Below are 18,686 nucleotides of genomic sequence, written 5' to 3'. Positions count from 1 at the left end.
AACCTCTCATGAGTAACTATTTTTCACATTTTTGCTGTTTTACTTCCTCATGAACCTCTTATGAGTAACTATATTCCAGATTCATGCTGTTTTATTTACTCATGAACCTCTCATGAGTAACTATTTTTCACATTTTTGCTGTTTTACTTCCTCATGACCCCTTATGAGTAACAATTTTTCACATTTTTGCTCTTTTACTTCCTCATGAACCCCTAACATTAAATAAGTTGTATTTAAAAATAAAACCTCTTCTCTTTTTAAGATCATATTGAAAAGGTAAATTGTGGGTATCCTAACTGTGAGAATCGAAATGCTATAGACCATATGGCCCCTTAGCATCGAGACATTTATATTTAGGACGTGAGATTATGTCAGAGACAGATATGTCAAAATATGAGAAGAAAATTGAAGTTCGAAATATACGTATGGAAGATATAAGTGAAATTATGAAGTTATCAAATCGTTGTTTTCCTGGTATGGAAGGATGGAAACGTGAACAATTAGAAAGTCATATTCGCATTTTTCCAGAAGGCCAGTTTTGTGTAGAATATGAAGATAAAATTATTGGTTCTTGTTCAAGTTTAATGGTTGACTTCGACGAATATGACGATCAGCACACTTGGAATGTCATAACTGATAATGGTTATATTACAAATCATGATCCGAATGGATTTAATTTGTATGGTATTGAAGTTATGGTTGATCCAGAATACCGTCGTATGAAAATTGGTCATCGTCTTTACGAAGCGCGAAAGGAATTAGCTCGACAATTAAATCTTCAAAGCATTATCATTGGTGGTCGAATCCCAAATTATCATAAACATAGAGATGAAATGTCACCACGTGAGTATGTAGCTGCAGTAGAAAAACACAGTATATATGACCCCGTTTTATCATTTCAATTAATGGAAGGTTTTACTATTAAACGTATTAATACTCGTTACCTACCGGATGATAAAGCATCAGATTCATTTGCCACTTTAATGGAATGGAGTAATATTGACTATCTTCCAAAATCTAAACGTGTTTATCGTGCTTCATTTCCGGTTAGAATTTGCGCAATACAATACATGATGAAAAAAATCGATTCATTCTCTGATTTTACGAAGCAAATCGAGTATTATGTTGATGTCGCCGCCGACTTCGGTTCAGATTTTGCTGTTTTCCCAGAGTTGTTTACAACACAATTGATGTCTTTTCTGGAAGAAAAACGTCCTGATCAGGCTGTTCGTAGGCTTGCAACTTATACTGAGCAATATATCGAACTGTTTACAGAACTTGCTGTACGCTACAATGTCAATATTGTTGGGGGATCTCACTTCGTTGAAGAAGACGGTAATATCTACAATGTTGCTTATCTATTTAGACGTGATGGTACGATTGAAAAGCAATTAAAAATTCATGCAACTCCTAATGAGCGAAAATGGTGGGGAATTTCAGAAGGAAACGAAATCCATGTTTTTGATACCGATTGTGGAAAAATCGCTATCCAAATATGCTACGATATCGAGTTTCCAGAACTTGCTCGTATTGCAGTCGATCAAGGTGCAAATATCATTTTCGTTCCATTTTGTACCGATGATCGCCAAGGTTATCTCCGTGTTCGATATTGTGCTCAAGCAAGAGCGATTGAGAACCAAGTATATACTTGTATCGCAGGAACAGTTGGGAACTTAACACATGTACAGAACATGGACATTCAATATGCACAATCTGGTATTTTCTCCCCTTCTGATTTTGGCTTCGCAAGAGATGGCATTGTTGGTGAATGTGATGCAAATGTTGATACTGTCGTAGTCGGAGATGTTGACCTTGAAAAATTAAGACGTTCACGAAATACGGGATCAGTCCGTCAATTACGTGATCGACGTCGTGATTTATATCGAATTGAATTTAAGAATTTAAAGTTAGAATAAAAAACTTGATTGATAAAAAAGTTGAGAAAATAAGTTCAGTATAAAATAGTATGCTGAGCTTACTTTCTTTTTTATATTCAATTTATTTCCTTAGCTTCCTAATCATATAGGCACATCTATTACTAGTTTCTACCAATTTTTCTAAAGTCATATCGTTTATATTTTAATTAATCAATTTACTCATTAATTTAATAAATCATTCTATTAACCCTTAATCTACTTAGCAATATTTTTTGACATATTTAGACATTGTCCCAAACCTCTACTATTCTAAAAAAATGTTAAACTGAGTAATTTTTACTAAAAATTTTTAAAAAGCACAAATTTATGTACGGTAGCGTTTTTTTATGATATGTTTACTTTATAATTTGATTATTCAGAAATAATTACAAATTCATATTATTTGTCGAAACTTTGTATATTTTTATTATTTCTAATGAAATCTTTTTAATATGAGGAGTGAAAGCTTTGGAATTTACCGATGTACTACATGGGCACAGATCAATACGAGAATATGAAGATAAGGAAGTAAGCCAAGAACTGTTAGATCAAATATTAGATGCAGGAATTCGTGCGTCTTCAAGTGGCAATATGCAATCTTATTCGATTATTGTTACAAAAGACAAGGAAATTAGAAAGAAATTATATTCTGCTCATATGGAGCAATCAATGGTTATTGATGCACCTATACTTTTAACTTTTTGTGTGGATTTTAATCGAATGAGAAAATGGCTTACGCTTAATGATGCACCTGTACATTTTGATAATTTCATGAGCTTTATGATTGGTGCCATTGATGCTACATTGGCATCTCAAAACTGTGCATTAGCAGCAGAGAATGCTGGTCTTGGTTTATGTTATATGGGCTCTACACTTGCAAATTGCAATCAAATTGGAGAAATACTTAACTTACCACCAAATGTAGTACCAGTTGTAGGATATTCATTAGGCTATCCTAAAGAAAATCCAGCTTTACGTGACCGCCTTCCAAGACAAGGTCTAGTACATTATGAACAATATAATGATTATTCAGATGAAGATATTCTTGAAATCTATAAAGAAAGAAATGAAAAAGGCTGGCAACGTTACATGGACGTTCCAAAGCTTAAAGAAATGACAGAACGACTAGGATTAAAGAACTTAGCACAAATTTATACGATTGCAAAGTATACACAAGAATCTCATCATGAATATTCTCAAACAGTTCTAGAATATTTAGAGAAACAAAATTTTATGAATAATAAATGATAAGTAATATTAAAAAAGTCGATTTCCACCTAAGGAATCGACTTTTTATAATTTTCTCTATTAAAATGGAATTCTACTAGTAAAATTAAGTTAATAATTGATCCATTATAGGCTGCAACCTTTTGAATTTTTTATTGTAAGATTGTCTTTCTAACAATTCTTCTACTAATTTTATTGCATCTTCTTTTCGATTTGCTTTTACGTAGCAATCAATCATTACTTTATATTGCTCATCGTAAGGTATTTTTTCTAGTTTAACTAGCTCAAAAGCTTTATCGAAACTGTTGGTAGCATTTTCATAATCTTTTAAATAAGAATATGTTCCACCATTACCAACATATAATTCTGCACGTTGTAAATCAGATAGTGAGTGCAAATTCAGAGCTTCTTCTCTTATTTGGAGAGCTTTTTCATATTCTTTTCTGTCATCACAATTTAAAGCCTCGTTATGGAAATGCTTAAATTTTGTTAAGCTTTTTCTAGACTTTTTTGTTTTTAATAAAATCAAAATAATAAATAAATCGATGAAGATTGAAATAGTATCAAAACCTAGAGTTTGCGTTTTATTCTCTCCCCAAGCCTTATATACTAAATGAATGAGATCCCATGTAAGCTTAAAATACAAAATATAAAGAAGATATTTTCTCAAACCGATTCCAACTTTCTAAGATACTATCTGTTTATTATATCAATCTAGAATTTAAATGGGTAAATAAACCTGATCATTTAGAAAGATATACATATAAGCTAATATCCTCTTGCTTAATGTGATAATTCTTAAATTCAGTTTCATTTAAAAACATCTCAAAATTTTCTTTTGTATACGCACCTTTTTTCAAGAAAGTTTTAAATGCAAATTTTACAAAATACTTATCAAACCCCTTCATTCCAGTTTTTCTAATTTCACCTTCAATATCTTGAGCAGTTGCGTTAAAATTCATATCAATTATAAGTGACGTACCACCTGGCTTTAATACCCTGTACATTTCTTTAAGTGCCTTTAATGGATCCATAAAATTCTTAAATGCTGCACTGCAAACAATAAAATCAAATGTGTTATCTTCACATGGTAGATTTGATGCATTACCTTCTTTAAAATCTACTAAAACATTTGCTTCCTTTGCATTATTTTTTTCAATGTTAACAAAATCTGGACTTAACTCTACTCCTGTTACATCAAAACCCATTTTTGCAAGCTCAATAGATAGATATCCTGGTCCAGGAGCTACTTCTAAAATCCTAGCACCTTCATGAACTAACGATTTAATTTCGGTTGCATATTCTTGCATTTGTGCTAGACGACTTTTTCGAGAATTTTTATCATACCATTTTGCTGTAAAGCCATAAATACCAACATCTTTTTTCTTGCGCATATTTTTCATCATCATATCCACCCTATCTCTTTTTAATGTTATCAATCATTGTTCACAGATCTTATTATTTAAATTTATTTGATTTAGCAAATAGGTAATTTGTTTGAGCTTTAAAGTAGTTACTATTTCTAGTACAATAAGAGAACAAATACGTCTAACAACGTTAGTTATCTAACATCGTTAGATTAACATCTAACACTGTTAGAGTCAATGACAATTATTAAATTTTTGGAGAGAATTTATGGCGATAACGAAAGAAGCAATTGTAAAAGCATCACTTGATATTTTGAATCGTGACGGAATAAGTAATTTATCGATGCGCACTTTGGCAAAGGAACTTGAGATCAAAGCCGCGTCCCTATATTGGCATATTAAAGATAAACAGGCTTTATATGATTTAATTGCTGAGCACCTAAATAATGAAATTGTCCTTCCTGAAGAATTAGATGATGCAAAAGAAGCTTTAACAGCTCTTGCATTTGAAGTACGTAGAGTTTTATTAAAGACACGAGATGCAGTAGAAGTTTTTGCGCAATCAATGCCAACTACACCGAGTAGATTAAAAGCAGTCAAATTCACTTTAGAAAATTTGACTAAATATGGTGTATCTGATAAAAACTGTTTAATTGCTGGTAACCTTTTTAACAATTATGTTTTGTCATTTATAGCAGATGAACATCGTGCAAAACAGTTTACATACACTCCAGAGGAAGTAACTGCATTTACATCATTTTTTGGTGAACAGTATCATTATAGTTTTGATTTTGAAGAACAATTTCTATATGGATTAAGGGTAATATTTGCTGGATTGCATATTGAATAACAAAAAGAGTCACATCATCCTTTTGATGTGACTTTTTGAAATCAAATTTTAATACGTTAAATTTCTTTGTAAACGTTGGTCTATAAACTAATATGTACATGTTTAAAACGAAATAGAGCTGAATCCTAATCAGCTCCTATTCCTTTTCATTCTTTTCTTTTATGACTGGTTTCCCGTCCTTATCCAAAAATGGAGTAAGTCCTCCAGCATAGCCATGCCAACTAAATAAATAATGTATTTCTGTCTCTTTATCTTCTATTATTTTTACGCCAGACGTCATTTTACCTTCTTAATAAGTTACATTAAATCTATTATCTGGATCTTTTTTTTAGACATATGTATTCCTCTTAACATTCGTTTAATTATTCATTAAAATCCAACCGTACTGTCTCAATACCATCAACTATATCCTCTAATTCAGTTAGGAAATTTAATTGTACTGGACCTGGAATTTGCTCCATCCACTTTTTAACTTCAGGTAACTCCTCAGCATCTTCTATATTTGTAGGTTTTGGATCAAGCGTTTCCCACCATTTCTTCACTTCATCAATAAATTCATAGAAGTAGCGTTCGAATCGTTCTGCCCATTCTGCTCCTTCATCATCAGTCGTTTTTTGCATCATACTCCAAGCTTCCATTGCTGTTTCAAAGTATTCATCAATCTTTTTCATGGTATTTTCCTTTCTTGGTAAAGTACTACTTTTTCTTTTATATTAACTTTTTCAAGCTTCTACGTCATTTGGAAATTAGTACAATGATTTTTCAATTAATTCAACCGCACCCATGATTTAAAATCTTGGTCGATCATTGTTATGTGTCTGTCTCGTAATTTCTTCATGCAATTTTTGACTTTCCGTTTTATCAGGTGCTTTTGTTCCAAATTTTTTTTGCATAAAAAAACCAAATGCAATGGCAACAACAAAAAATCCCCAAAATAGATAGCCAAATAGTGTCAATTCAATCACTCCTAGATTCAATTGTATAGACAAAATAAAAATCGACTAATCGTCGATCTTGTTGTTTTCTAAGTAACTGCTATATTAACTTTTTTACAACCTATGAATTACTTCATTTATGCCAGGTATTAATATCATAATGATTGAGCAAGAAATTAACAGTTTTGTGACTATTTTAGTTAATTTCTCCCTTCCTTTTCCATTATACCATCCACTGAATTGTAATTTATTTCGATAGATGACAAAAATTAAAACAAGTATACCAAAATAACACCACCATCCAGTATGAGTAAGATTTACACCAATTTCATTATATGTTTTTGATACAACAGTTGAAAATAAAGCACCTAGTAACCCGAAAATCGCTATTATTCTAATCACTTCTAGAAATAGTTCAAGTGAAACGGATAATGCCTTCATTTAATGCCTCCTAAAATCTTTAATCTTATTTTAACTTGATCCTATGTATTTATTATTCGGTATTTGGTATTTTTCCCCTTTTTTAATTTTACAAACTTAATAAATAACTATGTATGATTTAAGAATAAAGTGTAAAAAGTTAGAAAATACTATTGAAAGGTTTTTATGTCAGGGGGGATACTTTGTTTAGTCAGGTCGTAAAATCTATACCCAATTTACTTACAATCGGAAATTTAGTATGTGGTGTTCTATCGATCACGCTTAATATGAGTGGTTTAATCATGTTATCCTCAATTTTTATTTTCATCGCTGCTATTTTTGATCTTCTTGACGGAAGAGTGGCTAGGAAACTAAAAGTGAATAGTGAATTTGGTGTAGAGCTAGATTCTTTAGCGGATATTGTTAGTTTCGGCGTTGCCCCTGCGCTTTTATTTCATTCCATTTCGGCACCATCAATCTTAACATCACTTGCATTTATCCTTTTTCCTACGATGGGGGCATTAAGATTAGCAAAATTTAGTGCTAAACCTACCATAGGTTATTTTAAGGGTTTACCTATTCCTGCTGCTGGTTTACCTTTAGCTGGTATGGGAATGTTTTTTTATAGTAATGCATGGATTACTTTAATTCTTGCTTTCTTAATGGTAAGTCCAATTAGGTTTAAAAAACTTTAACAAACTTCAATCTTAAATGCTATTACCTTTCTTAGAGGAAATAGCATTTTTAATTTTTATTGGAATAATCTTGACACATTTTATTACTTATTATTAAATGAAATGATTGCATTTTTTAAAGTGTAGAGTTTTGCTGTGAAAATATAAAGTTCATTATAGTTATTTTCCACGTATTCATCAATAATGCTTATTCCTTTTATAAAGTTCTCAATCAATAAATATGTATATTTTCCATCCCACGCAAACCGATTAATTCTGAATAGTTCATCTGCCAATACTTGAAATCTAAATTCTTCAATTAGTAGTTTTATTTGATATATTTTGTCTTTATTATTAGTAGACGTGTATTTACTATTTTCATAACTATTATGTACTAACTTAACAAAATCATTTATATCTTCAGCCAACATATTCGCTTTTTGCATCTCAAATTTCATTTCTCCATCCCCTAAAGTGTTAAAAATATACATCACTAGAGTGTATGTTTTTATTTTAAATCATATCACAAACAATCTAATTTATCCCGTATACTACCCTTAATGGAAAAAGTGTTTCAAATAATATAAGAGCCACTATTGTGACACTTTACTATTCAACTTATTGGAATTGGTAGAATCAAATATAAGAAAGGACTCATATTTTTCTACTTTTCCCTTTAGAGATGATCATCATATGTACTTCTGTTGTTTCCCCACTATCAACATGATTTTTAATGGTTGATACATCAATATCTGTTTCAATTTTTACAACCTTACTCTCATTTCTTCCTAATTTTACTTTATATGGGGCATTTTTTTTCATGAGTGATAACATGGCCCCTTCGTCCTCAAACGGATATTTATTATAAAAATCAATCGTAAAAAGCACATCACTATTACGATAGTTTTTAAAAGGAAGTTCACATTCTGCATGTAATATTGTTTCATTTTTCATTTCAAAATTACACCTACTTTTACTCCGCTCATACGAAACTGCATAAATATCAGTAGCCATTGTCTTTTGATATGCATTTGCAAGAAAAGATGGAGTAATCACTGAAATGAATAAAGCAATCAAAATAATCCGTACCCTAAATTTTTTAAATGATTTTGATAGAAAATAAAAGCTAGCGATCAATAATAGTATCGATGTAATTCCTACATAATTTAGTCCAGTTTCTTTTGTAATCGGTATATTATTTACTGAAAATTTCGCACCTAAAGTTTCATCATTGGGAAAAGTAAAATTAAATGCCACAGATATCATAAACAGTATGATTGAAATATAAAAAAACTTTTTATGCTTTAACGTTTTGACTCACTCACCTTTTTTAATCCCACACTTTTTCATATATTCTTCTTCACCAGCATGTCCTAGCTCCATCTCACTGCCAAAACCAATATGTGAATCAACATCCGAAAATAAACCCTTTACATCCTTATGGCAATCTTATTCGGAATATATATTAAGCCTCGATGTTTACCTATTAATTAATCAATCTGTTTTCCATGTTCATCAAAATACCTTTTTTCTAAACTAAATGCATTTGTTGCTTTGTACATTGTAATGATTTTAGCGGTAGGTTTACCAACCTTTATTTCAACTTTTTCAGTGCTCCCAGTAGCATTCACAAGGCGAACGCTTAATTTAGAGACAGTATTAAAATGATTTGTGATGACTAAGATTTTCAAAGGTAAAGGCTTGTCATTTTTATATTTGATCGGCAAAGCAAAGTCTTGTAAGTTTGAATTTATTTTATTTTCATTATTTATGTCACTTTCATAGTTCGATCCAAACTCAGCATTTAGAAATTTATAGTTTCCAATATTATCTTTTTTAAAATGAATGTACGACGGAGTATTGTTTTGCAAATAGGCAACAAATCGATCATTTCCAATATCTAAAATTTTAATAATATCAATAGTTTTTGCCCCATTGGTTACTGAATGGATTGTTGCTAGTATATTTTTTTGATTGTTTCCATTCATCTGTAAAGTAGGCATAAGGAATTTGTAACAGATGAAGACAAAACACAAGAGAAACAATAGTGTGTATTTTATTTTCTGATTGATCACATTCGACCTCCATTGACTATATTTGATTCTATTGTTATTAATTATCCATTACACCAAATAAACCGTCAATCGGGTTATTTTCCGACTATTCAAATATTTATCCAACTCTATTTTATTCACTTTAAAAGAGTAGCTTAACCTTTTATTAAATCGTTTAAATTTGCTATATTGTTGAAAAAATTAATATTTTGCTATCAGTAGCTTAAATTCGTATATATAATAGAAATTGCGGAAGTATTTGGTATTTTGAATTCGATTTCCAACTTTCGCTCCATCAAATCGTAATTCCTTTATTTATCTGCCTTTAGATAAAGGAGGAAGTTAAAATGCAAAAATTGATTTATATGATTGGAATTCCTGGTAGTGGGAAAAGTGAAATGGCTAAACAAATCGCCAAGAAAGAAAAAGCCATTATTTTATCCACTGATGAGTTACGTCAAACACTGTTCTTTAATGTAAATAAGCAAAAGAGGACGAATCTTTTGTATATGGAATTATACAAAAGAGCCAATCATTTACTTGCTGAAGGGAAAAGTGTTCTCATTGATGCAACAAATATTGAACGTGAAAGACGAATGAAAGCATTAAATAAATTCGTAAACGTTCAGAAAGAGTGCTATTACATGGATGTGCCGTATGAAGTTTGTGTAGACCGAAATAACAAGAGAAAGCGTGTAGTAGAAGATCGAATTCTTGTTAAGATGAGGAAAAGTCTTGATTTCCCTTTAAAAAATGAAGGATGGGATGTCATCCACACAATACATGAATCATATTCTTATGAAATGTTGAAACATGAATTAACTTACCTACTAGTGAATGAAGTTTCTTATGAAGAGTTATTCGAGAAGCTCACTTGTGTACCATTTTTTCAAGCTATGAAGGATTTTAATCAAGAAAATCCGTTTCATTCGCTGACATTATGCCAACACACATACGGAGTTATTGAGTACATTAATGAAATGTACGAAGAAGAAGATAAACTTATTCTGCAAATGGCAGCTCTTTTTCATGATGTTGGGAAGGTATTCTGTAAGACGTATAAAGTAACAAAAGGTTATTATTCATACTTTGGTCATGAAAAAGTTTCTTCACAAATTGCATTTCATTTTTTAACTGAACTTGGTTTTGAAGATGAATTTATTCAAGCCGTAGTTGGGATCATCGAAATGCACATGTTAATTAACTACGGTGGAAACGAAGGAGCAACTGAAATTTATCATTTACTTGGTGATGAATTACTCGCAAAACTTTATTTCTTTCGTGAAGCAGATACGTTTGCGAAGTGAGGTGTTAGTATATGAAAATTAAGTATCCAAAGACATTTCATTTACCTTGGTCAGAATCTAAAACTTCTGATGATAAAACGCTTCATACTATTGAACATTTTATTGGAAAAGAAGTTGTTGTAACGGAAAAAATAGATGGTGAAAATTGCTCGATTTATCGGGATGCGATACACGCAAGATCAACTGATAGCCTAGACCATCCATCCAGACATTGGGTTAAAATGCTACAAGCAACGATTGGTTACCAAATCCCCGAACATTGGCGAGTTTGTGGAGAAAATGTATATGCAATGCATTCGATCCTTTATGAGGAACTAGATAGTTATTTTTATATCTTTTCAATATGGGACGAACAAAATAAATGTCTATCGTGGGAAGAGACGATTATATGGTCTGAATTATTAGGTCTAAAAACGGCACCGGTTTTATACAAGGGTGTCTTTAATGAAGAAGCTATAAAAGCTTGTTATACAAAAAAGTCAAATTTAGGCGGGGAACAAGAAGGATACGTTATACGATTAACTGATGGATTTCAATACAATGATTTTAAATACTCGGTTGCAAAGTTTGTTCGAGAAAACCATGTGCAGACAGATAAACATTGGATGACTAAACAGATTCAAGCAAATCGACTAAAACAAGAATAGTAGAGATTATTTTTCACCTATAAAACTAATTTAAATTTATTGAAAGGAATGAGAACAATGTAATTTGTTAATTTTGTAAAAATTTATTATATAAGTAATAAGTATCCCCCTCTCTTTTCATAAATCAAAAAAAGAGACGCTAATCCCTCAAAGAATCGCATCTCAAAAAAATTCTTCTCTCGTAATCATTTAAGTAACCGTTAATATAATCTTATTTAATATAAGTTAATCCGATTCGATTATTAAAAATTTGATTTCGATTTTTGAAAACAAATGATCCATTAACATAATCGATTACTAGTTGGTCTTCGTATACATCTTCAAAATTTTTATTTACCATAAATTCAAACTGGTCACCAATTATCATTTTTTCATTAGGACCACATTCTCTTTTATTAATAACTTTTATCTCATAAATGTTATTTACTACATCACAGCTTCCACGGTCAAATTCTAATTGAAGTATTTTATTTTCATCTACTGCGCCAAGTATTTCTTTTGCTGCATCTGTTATTTTAAAATCCATCTTAAAAGTCTCCTAATTTAGATTAAACGTTTAAAAATTTTACACATACTGCTTCAGGTACTTGTACGTCTGATTGAAGCACTGTTAATTTTCCAGTCGTTTTATTTCTTGCATATAAAACTAGATTCCCTGACATTTCATTTGAACCAACTAAATAGTTCTCAGATGGATCTAAAACGAAATCTCTTGGCCAATTACCCTCACTTGAAGTAATTTCCACTAAATCAAGCTTACCAGTATCTTGATTTACACTAAATACTGCGATACTATTATGACCACGATTTCCTGCATATACGAATTGACCGTCTTTTGAAATATGGATGGCACTTCCTTGATTGTTTTCAGTAAAATCGCTAGGGATTGTAGAAATATATTGTAAATCTGTAAAGCTTCCATCTTCATTTAATTGTAGCGCAATTACTTCCGAACTAAGCTCCGTCATAATATAAGCGAACTTTCCATTCGGATGGAATGTGATATGACGTGGTCCACTTCCAGGTTTAACAGATAGACTGCTTACTTCAATTAAAGAATTGTTTTCAATTTTATAAGTAATTAATTTATCGATTCCTAAATCTATTGCAGCAACATATTTTTCATTTAATGTATAACCAGAAAAATGGGCATGAGGTTTTTCCTGACGTTCTTTATTCGGACCTGTTCCTTCATGTTGCATAATCGATTTAACATCACTAGCAAAACCATTTTCTTGATTGATTTTATATAATTCAATTGTACCTTTATGATAATTTGCTGTAACAATATTTTGCTTAGATGAGTCAATGCTAATATGGCAAGGTGAAGCGCCTTCATTAAGCTGTTCATTTAATTTTTTTAGCTCACCACTGTTTTCATCGATCGAATAAACAGCAATACCACCTAAGTTCCCTTCTTTTACAACAGCATATAGATTCTTATTGTCTTCACTAATTGTTAAATAAGTTGGATTTCCTAGTTCAGCAACCGCTTTAACATCAGTTATTCTTTCTTTTTCTGTATCAAGCGTAAATTGATAAATCCCTTTACTTTCACTTTTTGTATATGTACCTACATAACCAACAAATTTCTGATTCGAATTCATTCCTATTTCCTCCTCTATTCCTTGTTTTTATGTAAATACCCCCAATTCATAGCTACAAATTATGTTTCAATGAATATGGGGGCTTTGTACTTATTTAATTTAAAGTTTCTTACAAATTATAATGAAGTTTTTGCCCAGTCAGCAGCAAATTTTTCAATACCTTGATCTGTTAATGGGTGTTTAGATAATTGCTCAATAACACTGTAAGGAATTGTTGCGATATGAGCTCCAGCTAATGCTACACGAGTAACATGATCTGGGTGACGAACTGACGCAGCAATGATTTGAGCGTCCATATTATGAACTTTGAATAATTCAGCAATTTTAGCAACTAATAATACACCATCTTCAGAAATATCGTCTAAACGACCTAAGAATGGAGATACATAAGTAGCACCTGCTCTAGCTGCTAATAAAGCTTGGTTAACAGTAAAGATTAATGTTACGTTTGTTTTAACACCTTTTTTCGTTAAGTAGCGGCAAGCTTCTAAACCAGCAAGTGTCATTGGTAATTTAATTGTAATATTTTTATCTCCACCGTTTATTTTAATAAGCTCGTCAGCTTCAGCGATCATTTCTTCAGCAGATACAGCATTTGGCGTAACTTCAGCAGAAACTGATTCTACTTCAGGAACTAATTTTAAAATTTCTTCGATACGGTCTTCGAATTTAACTCCTTCTTTTGCTACTAAAGATGGATTTGTAGTTACTCCAGATAATACACCCATTTTATAAGCTTTTTGGATGTCTTCTACATTAGCTGTGTCAATAAAAAATTTCATTTTTAAATTCCTCCAATTTTTAGGGATATTTCCTATTTTATACTTTATTTATTTCTTTTCAACTGCATGTCCACCAAATTCATTACGAAGAGCCGCAACTACTTTACCTGTGAACGTATCGTTATCTAATGAACGGTAACGCATTAATAATGACATTGCAATAACTGGAGTAGCAGCTTGAAGGTCTAGAGCAGTTTCAATTGTCCATTTCCCTTCACCAGATGAATGCATTACGCCTCTAATTTCATCAAGCTTAGCATCTTTTGAGAATGCATTTTCAGTTAATTCCATTAACCAAGAACGAATTACAGAACCATTATTCCATACTTTCGCAACTTTTTCATAATCATAATCAAAGTCACTTTTTTCTAGTACTTCAAATCCTTCACCGATTGCAGCCATCATACCGTATTCGATACCATTATGAACCATTTTTAGGAAATGTCCACTACCAATTTTACCAGCATATAGGAAACCATTTTCTACTGAAGTATCTTTAAAGATTGGTTCTACGATATCCCAAGCTTCTTGGTCTCCACCAACCATATAACAAGCACCGTTACGAGCGCCTTCCATACCGCCTGAAGTACCAGCATCCATGAATCGGATTCCATGTTCTTTTAATTCATCATAACGTCTAATAGACTCTTTATAATGTGAGTTTCCTGCTTCAATGATAATATCCCCTTCTGATAAGAATGGTTTTACATCACTAATAACAGAATCTACTACTCCATGTGGTACCATAATCCAAAGAACTCTTGGCGTATCAAGATTTTTTACTAATTCTTCTAAGCTTGAAGTACCAACAGCACCAAAGCCTTTCATTTCTTCTACTGCTGCAGTATTCAAATCAAATGCTACTACTTCGTGATTATGATCCATTAAATTTTGACCTAAGTTTAGACCCATTTTTCCTAATCCAATTAAACCAACTTTCATTACGTTATCCTCCCATAATATCTACAGTAATATTAATGTTTTTCTCTAAGTAAAAATTTTTATGATAAAAAAATAAATAAAATATTATTTGATCAAGAATTTAATAAAGTTTTGCTTACGTTAACTACATTCTTTGTACTAAAACCAAATAATTCCATTACTTCATTACCTGTTCCAGATGCTCCAAAAGTCTCGATTGAGATTTTTTTACCTTTGAAACCAACATAGCGTTCCCATCCAAGTGAAATTCCCATTTCAATTGAAACACGGTTTAATACGTGTGATGGTAAAACAGACTCTTTGTATTCATCTGATTGTAGATCGAATAGCTCCCAACTTGGCATTGCTACTACACGAATTGATAAGTTTTCTTTTTCTAACTCAATTTTACTATTCACTGCAAGTGACACTTCTGAACCTGTAGCGATTAAAATTAAGTCTGGTTGATCATTCGTTTCTGTTAAAACATATCCACCTTTTGAAAGATTATCTAATCTAGATGCTGTTTCTTCAAATACAGGTAAATTTTGACGACTTAATACTAAAGCGATTGGTCCATTTGTATTTTGTAACGCATATGCCCAAGCATTAGCTGTTTCATTTGCGTCTGATGGACGAATAACTGTTAAACCAGGGATCGCACGTAAAGCTGCTAAATGTTCAACTGGCTCATGTGTAGGGCCGTCTTCACCAACTGCAATTGAGTCATGAGTGAATACATATGTTACTGGTAATTTTTGTAATGCTGCTAAACGAATTGATGGACGTAAATAATCATTAAATACGAAGAACGTACTTACAAAAGGCTTAACTCCACCGTGTAATGCCATACCATTTGCAGCTGCACCCATCGCATGCTCACGTACACCAAAATAAATATTGCGTCCAGCAAATGATTCTACAGCAAATTTACTTTCATCTTTAATATCTGTCATTGTTGAATGAGATAAATCTGCGCTTCCACCGAAAATTTCAGGAACTGTTTTAATGTAGTGATTAATTGCTTCTCCACTTGCAACACGTGTAGAGATTGTTTTATTCTCGTCAAAAGTTAATAAATCTTCTGTTTCGATTAAAACTTCACCTTTAATTGCTTTTTCAAGCTGAACTGCTAATTCTGGGTAAGCTTCACGGTAAGCATTAAAAACTTTATTCCACTCAGCTTCTTTTTCGCTGCCTTTTTCTTGTATTTCTTTGAAATGACATTTAACTTCTTCTGGTACAAAGAAATCTTCTTCGTAATTCCAAGCATATGCTTTTTTCGTTTCTTTTGCTTCTTCAAGACCTAATGGATTACCATGGGCTTTATTTGTACCAGCCACTTTTGGACTTCCGTAACCAATAATTGTTCTAACTTCAATGATTGTCGGTTGGTCTGAGTTTTGTTTAGCTTGTTCGATTGCTTTCGAAATTTCTACATGATCGTTTCCATCTTCTACTCTTAAATATTGCCAGTTAAATGATTCAGCTCTCTTTTTCATATCTTCTGAATAAGAAAGATTTAATGTACCATCTAATGAAATATCGTTTGAATCGTATAATACAACTAGTTTTCCAAGTTTCATGTGACCAGCAAGTGACATAGCTTCGTATGCAACACCTTCCATTAAATCACCATCACCAACTAATGCATAAGTATAGTGATCAATAATAGAAAGGTTATCTTTGTTAAATTTACCTGCTAAATGAGCTTCAGCCATTGCCATACCAACAGCAGTAGCAATACCTTGTCCTAATGGACCAGTCGTAGCTTCAACACCATCAGTGTGTCCAAATTCAGGATGTCCAGGTGTTTTACTATTTAGTTTACGGAAATCTTTAAGGTCTTCGATTGAAACATCGTAGCCTGCAAGATGTAGTAAACTATATAACATACTTGAACCATGACCAGCTGATAATACAAAACGGTCACGGTCAAACCATTTTGAACTTTTTGGATTATGCTTTAAATGATCTGCCCAAAGTGCATATGCCATTGGCGCTGCACCCATTGGTAAACCTGGATGACCAGAATTAGCTTGGTTAATCGCATCAATTGAAAGTGTGCGGATTGTATTAATTGATAATGTAGAAATCGAACTCATAATTTAAATACTCCTTTTTAGATCTGTTTTGTTGTTTTCATTTTCTTGTACAAAATCTGTATCTAACCACCATTTGAAACCATCTTCTGCTAATAATTCATCAGCAGCCTCTGGACCAAATGAACCGGATTTATAAGTATGAAGTGGTACTAAATTTTCTTCAAATGCTTCTAAAATTGGTTGAACCCATTGCCATGATAATTCTACTTCATTCCAATGAGCAAAAAATTTCGAATCGCCGCGTAACGCATCGTATACTAATAACTCATACGCTTCTGGACGATCTTCTTTATTCGCAAAATACTCAGCTTGTACAGGTTCAATATTGCCCTCTACGTTTTTGCTATTTAAATAGAAAGAAACTCTTTCATTTGGATTAATTTCAATAACCAATAAATTTGGTCCATTATTAATGCTGTTCTTTTTGGCAAGATTTTGAATCGGACTTTTGAATTCAAAAACGATTCGAGTAGATTTTTCTTTCATTCTTTTACCTGTACGGATATAGAATGGAATTCCCTTCCAAAAATCGTTTTCGATTAATACTCTAGCTGCTACATAAGTATCATTTTGTGATGAAAATTCAATTCCTGGTTCTTGTCTATATGCAACTACTTTCTTACCATTTTGTTCACCTGAACCATATTGACCACGTACTACATGAGAAACTACTTCTTCTTTTGATAGAGGTAGAAGAGATTCAAGAACCTTTTTCTTCTCAGCTCTAACATCACTAGCCGTATTTTGGTTAGTTAAATGCATAGCAGACATCATTAATATTTGTAACATATGATTTTGGAACATATCTCGAATTGCTCCAGATTTATCATAATAACCTGCTCGTTCTTCAACTCCGACTGTTTCACTTGCGGTAATTTGAACATTTGCGATATATTGATTGTTCCATAATGCTTGTAAAACTGGATTAGCAAACTCTAAAGCTTCTAAGTTCTGAACCATAGGTTTGCCTAAGTAATGATCAATTCGGAAAATCTCATCTTCTTTAAATGACTTACTTAATTTTTCATTTAAGTCTCTAGCCGTTTTCAAGTCACGTCCAAAAGGTTTTTCAATGATTAGACGTTTCCAACCTTTTGTCGTACCAAGTCCACTTTCCTTAATATTTGATGCAATAACTTCAAAAAATTCTGGTGCTACAGATAAATAAAATAATCTGTTTTCAGGTAATTGTAATTCCTGTTCTCTTTCTTTGACTAAATCTAATAAATCAACGAATCCTTCTTTATTCGTGATATCTAGCTGTTGATAACGAATTGAATCTAGAAATTCTTGGACCATTTTTTGATCCTCTAAAGAACGTCTTGAAAAAGTAATGAGTGATTGCATTACTTGATTCTGAAATTCATCATTTGAAAAATCTTTTCTACCAATCCCAATGATTGAAAAAGACTCTGGCATCTTTTGATCTATAAATAAATTATATAAAGCAGGAAAAATTTTTCGTTTTGCTAAATCGCCTGTGGCTCCGAATAATACAAATGACATAGAATCCATTAACTAAACCTCCTCTTACTCGAACTTTTAACTAGTTGATAATAAAAAATATATTTCAAACGATCTTTAATTTTTATTTAGAGCTAATGTTAGTTCAAATAATTCATTCCAATTATCCATTCGGAAAATATTTTTTACCCAAACCTATAATACATGAAAAAAATTTTTCTTTCCAATAAAATGCTTATGTTTCTATTTATTGGATTTTTTTAATTTATTGACGAGACTTCAGACGAAGACAGAAAAGTAGTTGCACTTATAATTAATTCCAAAAATTGGAAAACGCGTCGATTTTTCTTCCCTGATGCCAATTTAAACTTTCATTATATAAAAAAACCTTAATTAACTTTTTACGTTAA

Annotated in this window: 21 protein-coding genes; 6 read left to right on the top strand and 15 right to left on the bottom strand. The window is 31.8% G+C overall.

Annotation, left to right across the window (positions count from 1 at the left end):
- Positions 1 to 368 precede the first annotated feature (368 nt).
- Entirely contained in the window at positions 369 to 1,916 is a 1,548-nt protein-coding gene (locus COE53_RS20110) for a bifunctional GNAT family N-acetyltransferase/carbon-nitrogen hydrolase family protein (RefSeq protein ID WP_069032142.1), read from the top strand.
- A gap of 468 nt (positions 1,917 to 2,384) precedes the next feature.
- Positions 2,385 to 3,164: a nitroreductase family protein gene (locus COE53_RS20105; RefSeq protein WP_069032141.1), complete on the top strand. Its 780-nt coding sequence runs from the start codon at positions 2,385 to 2,387 to the stop codon at positions 3,162 to 3,164.
- An 85-nt stretch (positions 3,165 to 3,249) separates the two neighbouring features.
- On the opposite strand, the gene COE53_RS20100 is transcribed toward COE53_RS20105, so the two are convergent.
- Both COE53_RS20100 and COE53_RS20095 read right to left on the bottom strand, forming a co-directional pair.
- Complete coding sequence (locus COE53_RS20100; RefSeq protein ID WP_084006714.1) at positions 3,250 to 3,813, bottom strand: tetratricopeptide repeat protein; 564 nt, start codon at positions 3,811 to 3,813, stop codon at positions 3,250 to 3,252.
- Positions 3,814 to 3,886: 73 nt separating this feature from the next.
- Entirely contained in the window at positions 3,887 to 4,546 is a 660-nt protein-coding gene (locus tag COE53_RS20095) for a class I SAM-dependent methyltransferase (RefSeq protein ID WP_286143661.1), read from the bottom strand.
- Between the two features lie 232 nt (positions 4,547 to 4,778).
- Here COE53_RS20095 and COE53_RS20090 point away from each other — a divergent pair, with 232 nt between their 5' ends.
- Positions 4,779 to 5,360: a TetR/AcrR family transcriptional regulator C-terminal domain-containing protein gene (locus COE53_RS20090; protein ID WP_091021195.1), complete on the top strand. Its 582-nt coding sequence runs from the start codon at positions 4,779 to 4,781 to the stop codon at positions 5,358 to 5,360.
- A gap of 136 nt (positions 5,361 to 5,496) precedes the next feature.
- Here the strand turns inward: COE53_RS20090 and COE53_RS24140 are convergent, their stop codons facing one another.
- The 4 genes from COE53_RS24140 to COE53_RS20080 form a co-directional block, all read right to left on the bottom strand.
- Positions 5,497 to 5,640: a DUF6440 family protein gene (locus COE53_RS24140; RefSeq protein WP_175495535.1), complete on the bottom strand. Its 144-nt coding sequence runs from the start codon at positions 5,638 to 5,640 to the stop codon at positions 5,497 to 5,499.
- Between the two features lie 82 nt (positions 5,641 to 5,722).
- Positions 5,723 to 6,031, bottom strand: a complete 309-nt coding sequence (locus COE53_RS20085; RefSeq protein ID WP_069032138.1) for a hypothetical protein — start codon at positions 6,029 to 6,031, stop codon at positions 5,723 to 5,725.
- A gap of 117 nt (positions 6,032 to 6,148) precedes the next feature.
- Positions 6,149 to 6,316: a hypothetical protein gene (locus COE53_RS24135; protein WP_175403431.1), complete on the bottom strand. Its 168-nt coding sequence runs from the start codon at positions 6,314 to 6,316 to the stop codon at positions 6,149 to 6,151.
- Between the two features lie 93 nt (positions 6,317 to 6,409).
- Positions 6,410 to 6,736 carry a hypothetical protein gene (locus COE53_RS20080; protein WP_091021194.1) on the bottom strand — a complete coding sequence of 109 codons (327 nt, stop codon included), beginning with the start codon at positions 6,734 to 6,736 and terminating at the stop codon, positions 6,410 to 6,412.
- Positions 6,737 to 6,918: 182 nt separating this feature from the next.
- Between COE53_RS20080 and pssA the strand changes: the two genes are divergently transcribed.
- Positions 6,919 to 7,410, top strand: coding sequence for a CDP-diacylglycerol--serine O-phosphatidyltransferase (gene pssA, locus COE53_RS20075; protein ID WP_069032136.1), 492 nt, complete (start codon positions 6,919 to 6,921; stop codon positions 7,408 to 7,410).
- A gap of 83 nt (positions 7,411 to 7,493) precedes the next feature.
- Here pssA and COE53_RS20070 read toward each other — a convergent pair whose 3' ends face one another.
- The 3 genes from COE53_RS20070 to COE53_RS20060 all read right to left on the bottom strand — a co-directional run bounded on the left by COE53_RS20070 (position 7,494) and on the right by COE53_RS20060 (position 9,464).
- Positions 7,494 to 7,847 carry a hypothetical protein gene (locus COE53_RS20070; protein ID WP_069032135.1) on the bottom strand — a complete coding sequence of 118 codons (354 nt, stop codon included), beginning with the start codon at positions 7,845 to 7,847 and terminating at the stop codon, positions 7,494 to 7,496.
- A gap of 196 nt (positions 7,848 to 8,043) precedes the next feature.
- Positions 8,044 to 8,646 (bottom strand): hypothetical protein, encoded by a 603-nt coding sequence (locus COE53_RS20065; protein WP_091021193.1) that lies wholly within the window; start codon positions 8,644 to 8,646, stop codon positions 8,044 to 8,046.
- A 233-nt stretch (positions 8,647 to 8,879) separates the two neighbouring features.
- The gene (locus tag COE53_RS20060; RefSeq protein ID WP_091021192.1) at positions 8,880 to 9,464 is read right to left on the bottom strand and encodes a hypothetical protein; all 585 of its coding nucleotides are present in this window, start codon (positions 9,462 to 9,464) and stop codon (positions 8,880 to 8,882) included.
- Positions 9,465 to 9,790: 326 nt separating this feature from the next.
- On the opposite strand from COE53_RS20060, the gene COE53_RS20055 reads away from it, so the two are divergent.
- Both COE53_RS20055 and COE53_RS20050 read left to right on the top strand, forming a co-directional pair.
- Positions 9,791 to 10,750, top strand: a complete 960-nt coding sequence (locus COE53_RS20055; RefSeq protein ID WP_091021191.1) for an AAA family ATPase — start codon at positions 9,791 to 9,793, stop codon at positions 10,748 to 10,750.
- An 11-nt stretch (positions 10,751 to 10,761) separates the two neighbouring features.
- Complete coding sequence (locus tag COE53_RS20050) at positions 10,762 to 11,397, top strand: RNA ligase family protein (protein ID WP_098948628.1); 636 nt, start codon at positions 10,762 to 10,764, stop codon at positions 11,395 to 11,397.
- Positions 11,398 to 11,608: 211 nt separating this feature from the next.
- On the opposite strand, the gene COE53_RS20045 is transcribed toward COE53_RS20050, so the two are convergent.
- The 6 genes from COE53_RS20045 to zwf form a co-directional block, all read right to left on the bottom strand.
- Entirely contained in the window at positions 11,609 to 11,923 is a 315-nt protein-coding gene (locus COE53_RS20045) for an iron-sulfur cluster biosynthesis family protein (protein WP_091021189.1), read from the bottom strand.
- 22 nt (positions 11,924 to 11,945) lie between these two features.
- Positions 11,946 to 13,004 carry a lactonase family protein gene (locus tag COE53_RS20040; protein ID WP_098948627.1) on the bottom strand — a complete coding sequence of 353 codons (1,059 nt, stop codon included), beginning with the start codon at positions 13,002 to 13,004 and terminating at the stop codon, positions 11,946 to 11,948.
- Between the two features lie 116 nt (positions 13,005 to 13,120).
- Complete coding sequence (gene fsa / locus COE53_RS20035) at positions 13,121 to 13,786, bottom strand: fructose-6-phosphate aldolase (protein ID WP_056465967.1); 666 nt, start codon at positions 13,784 to 13,786, stop codon at positions 13,121 to 13,123.
- A gap of 48 nt (positions 13,787 to 13,834) precedes the next feature.
- Positions 13,835 to 14,728 carry a phosphogluconate dehydrogenase (NAD(+)-dependent, decarboxylating) gene (gene gnd, locus COE53_RS20030; protein ID WP_069032129.1) on the bottom strand — a complete coding sequence of 298 codons (894 nt, stop codon included), beginning with the start codon at positions 14,726 to 14,728 and terminating at the stop codon, positions 13,835 to 13,837.
- Positions 14,729 to 14,820: 92 nt separating this feature from the next.
- Positions 14,821 to 16,815 carry a transketolase gene (tkt, locus tag COE53_RS20025; RefSeq protein ID WP_098948626.1) on the bottom strand — a complete coding sequence of 665 codons (1,995 nt, stop codon included), beginning with the start codon at positions 16,813 to 16,815 and terminating at the stop codon, positions 14,821 to 14,823.
- The gene (gene zwf / locus COE53_RS20020) at positions 16,816 to 18,327 is read right to left on the bottom strand and encodes a glucose-6-phosphate dehydrogenase (protein WP_098948625.1); all 1,512 of its coding nucleotides are present in this window, start codon (positions 18,325 to 18,327) and stop codon (positions 16,816 to 16,818) included.
- Positions 18,328 to 18,686 lie beyond the last annotated feature (359 nt).

Source organism: Bacillus sp. AFS029533 (genome assembly GCF_002585125.1).
Lineage (GTDB): Bacteria > Bacillota > Bacilli > Bacillales > Bacillaceae_G > Gottfriedia > Gottfriedia luciferensis_B.
The sequence above is the reverse complement of the archived record's forward strand: the minus strand, read 5'-3'. Positions and strand labels throughout refer to the sequence as shown.

Excerpts from the sequence above, each read along its gene's own strand:
- COE53_RS20110 (WP_069032142.1), top strand. The coding sequence starts at position 369 with ATGTCAGAGACAGATATGTCAAAATATGAGAAGAAAATTGAAGTTCGA.
- COE53_RS20095 (WP_286143661.1), bottom strand. The coding sequence starts at position 4,546 with ATGAAAAATATGCGCAAGAAAAAAGATGTTGGTATTTATGGCTTTACA.
- COE53_RS20090 (WP_091021195.1), top strand. The coding sequence starts at position 4,779 with ATGGCGATAACGAAAGAAGCAATTGTAAAAGCATCACTTGATATTTTG.
- COE53_RS24140 (WP_175495535.1), bottom strand. The coding sequence starts at position 5,640 with ATGACGTCTGGCGTAAAAATAATAGAAGATAAAGAGACAGAAATACAT.
- COE53_RS20085 (WP_069032138.1), bottom strand. The coding sequence starts at position 6,031 with ATGAAAAAGATTGATGAATACTTTGAAACAGCAATGGAAGCTTGGAGT.
- COE53_RS20080 (WP_091021194.1), bottom strand. The coding sequence starts at position 6,736 with ATGAAGGCATTATCCGTTTCACTTGAACTATTTCTAGAAGTGATTAGA.
- COE53_RS20070 (WP_069032135.1), bottom strand. The coding sequence starts at position 7,847 with ATGAAATTTGAGATGCAAAAAGCGAATATGTTGGCTGAAGATATAAAT.
- COE53_RS20055 (WP_091021191.1), top strand. The coding sequence starts at position 9,791 with ATGCAAAAATTGATTTATATGATTGGAATTCCTGGTAGTGGGAAAAGT.
- COE53_RS20050 (WP_098948628.1), top strand. The coding sequence starts at position 10,762 with ATGAAAATTAAGTATCCAAAGACATTTCATTTACCTTGGTCAGAATCT.
- COE53_RS20045 (WP_091021189.1), bottom strand. The coding sequence starts at position 11,923 with ATGGATTTTAAAATAACAGATGCAGCAAAAGAAATACTTGGCGCAGTA.
- COE53_RS20040 (WP_098948627.1), bottom strand. The coding sequence starts at position 13,004 with ATGAATTCGAATCAGAAATTTGTTGGTTATGTAGGTACATATACAAAA.
- fsa (WP_056465967.1), bottom strand. The coding sequence starts at position 13,786 with ATGAAATTTTTTATTGACACAGCTAATGTAGAAGACATCCAAAAAGCT.
- gnd (WP_069032129.1), bottom strand. The coding sequence starts at position 14,728 with ATGAAAGTTGGTTTAATTGGATTAGGAAAAATGGGTCTAAACTTAGGT.
- zwf (WP_098948625.1), bottom strand. The coding sequence starts at position 18,327 with ATGGATTCTATGTCATTTGTATTATTCGGAGCCACAGGCGATTTAGCA.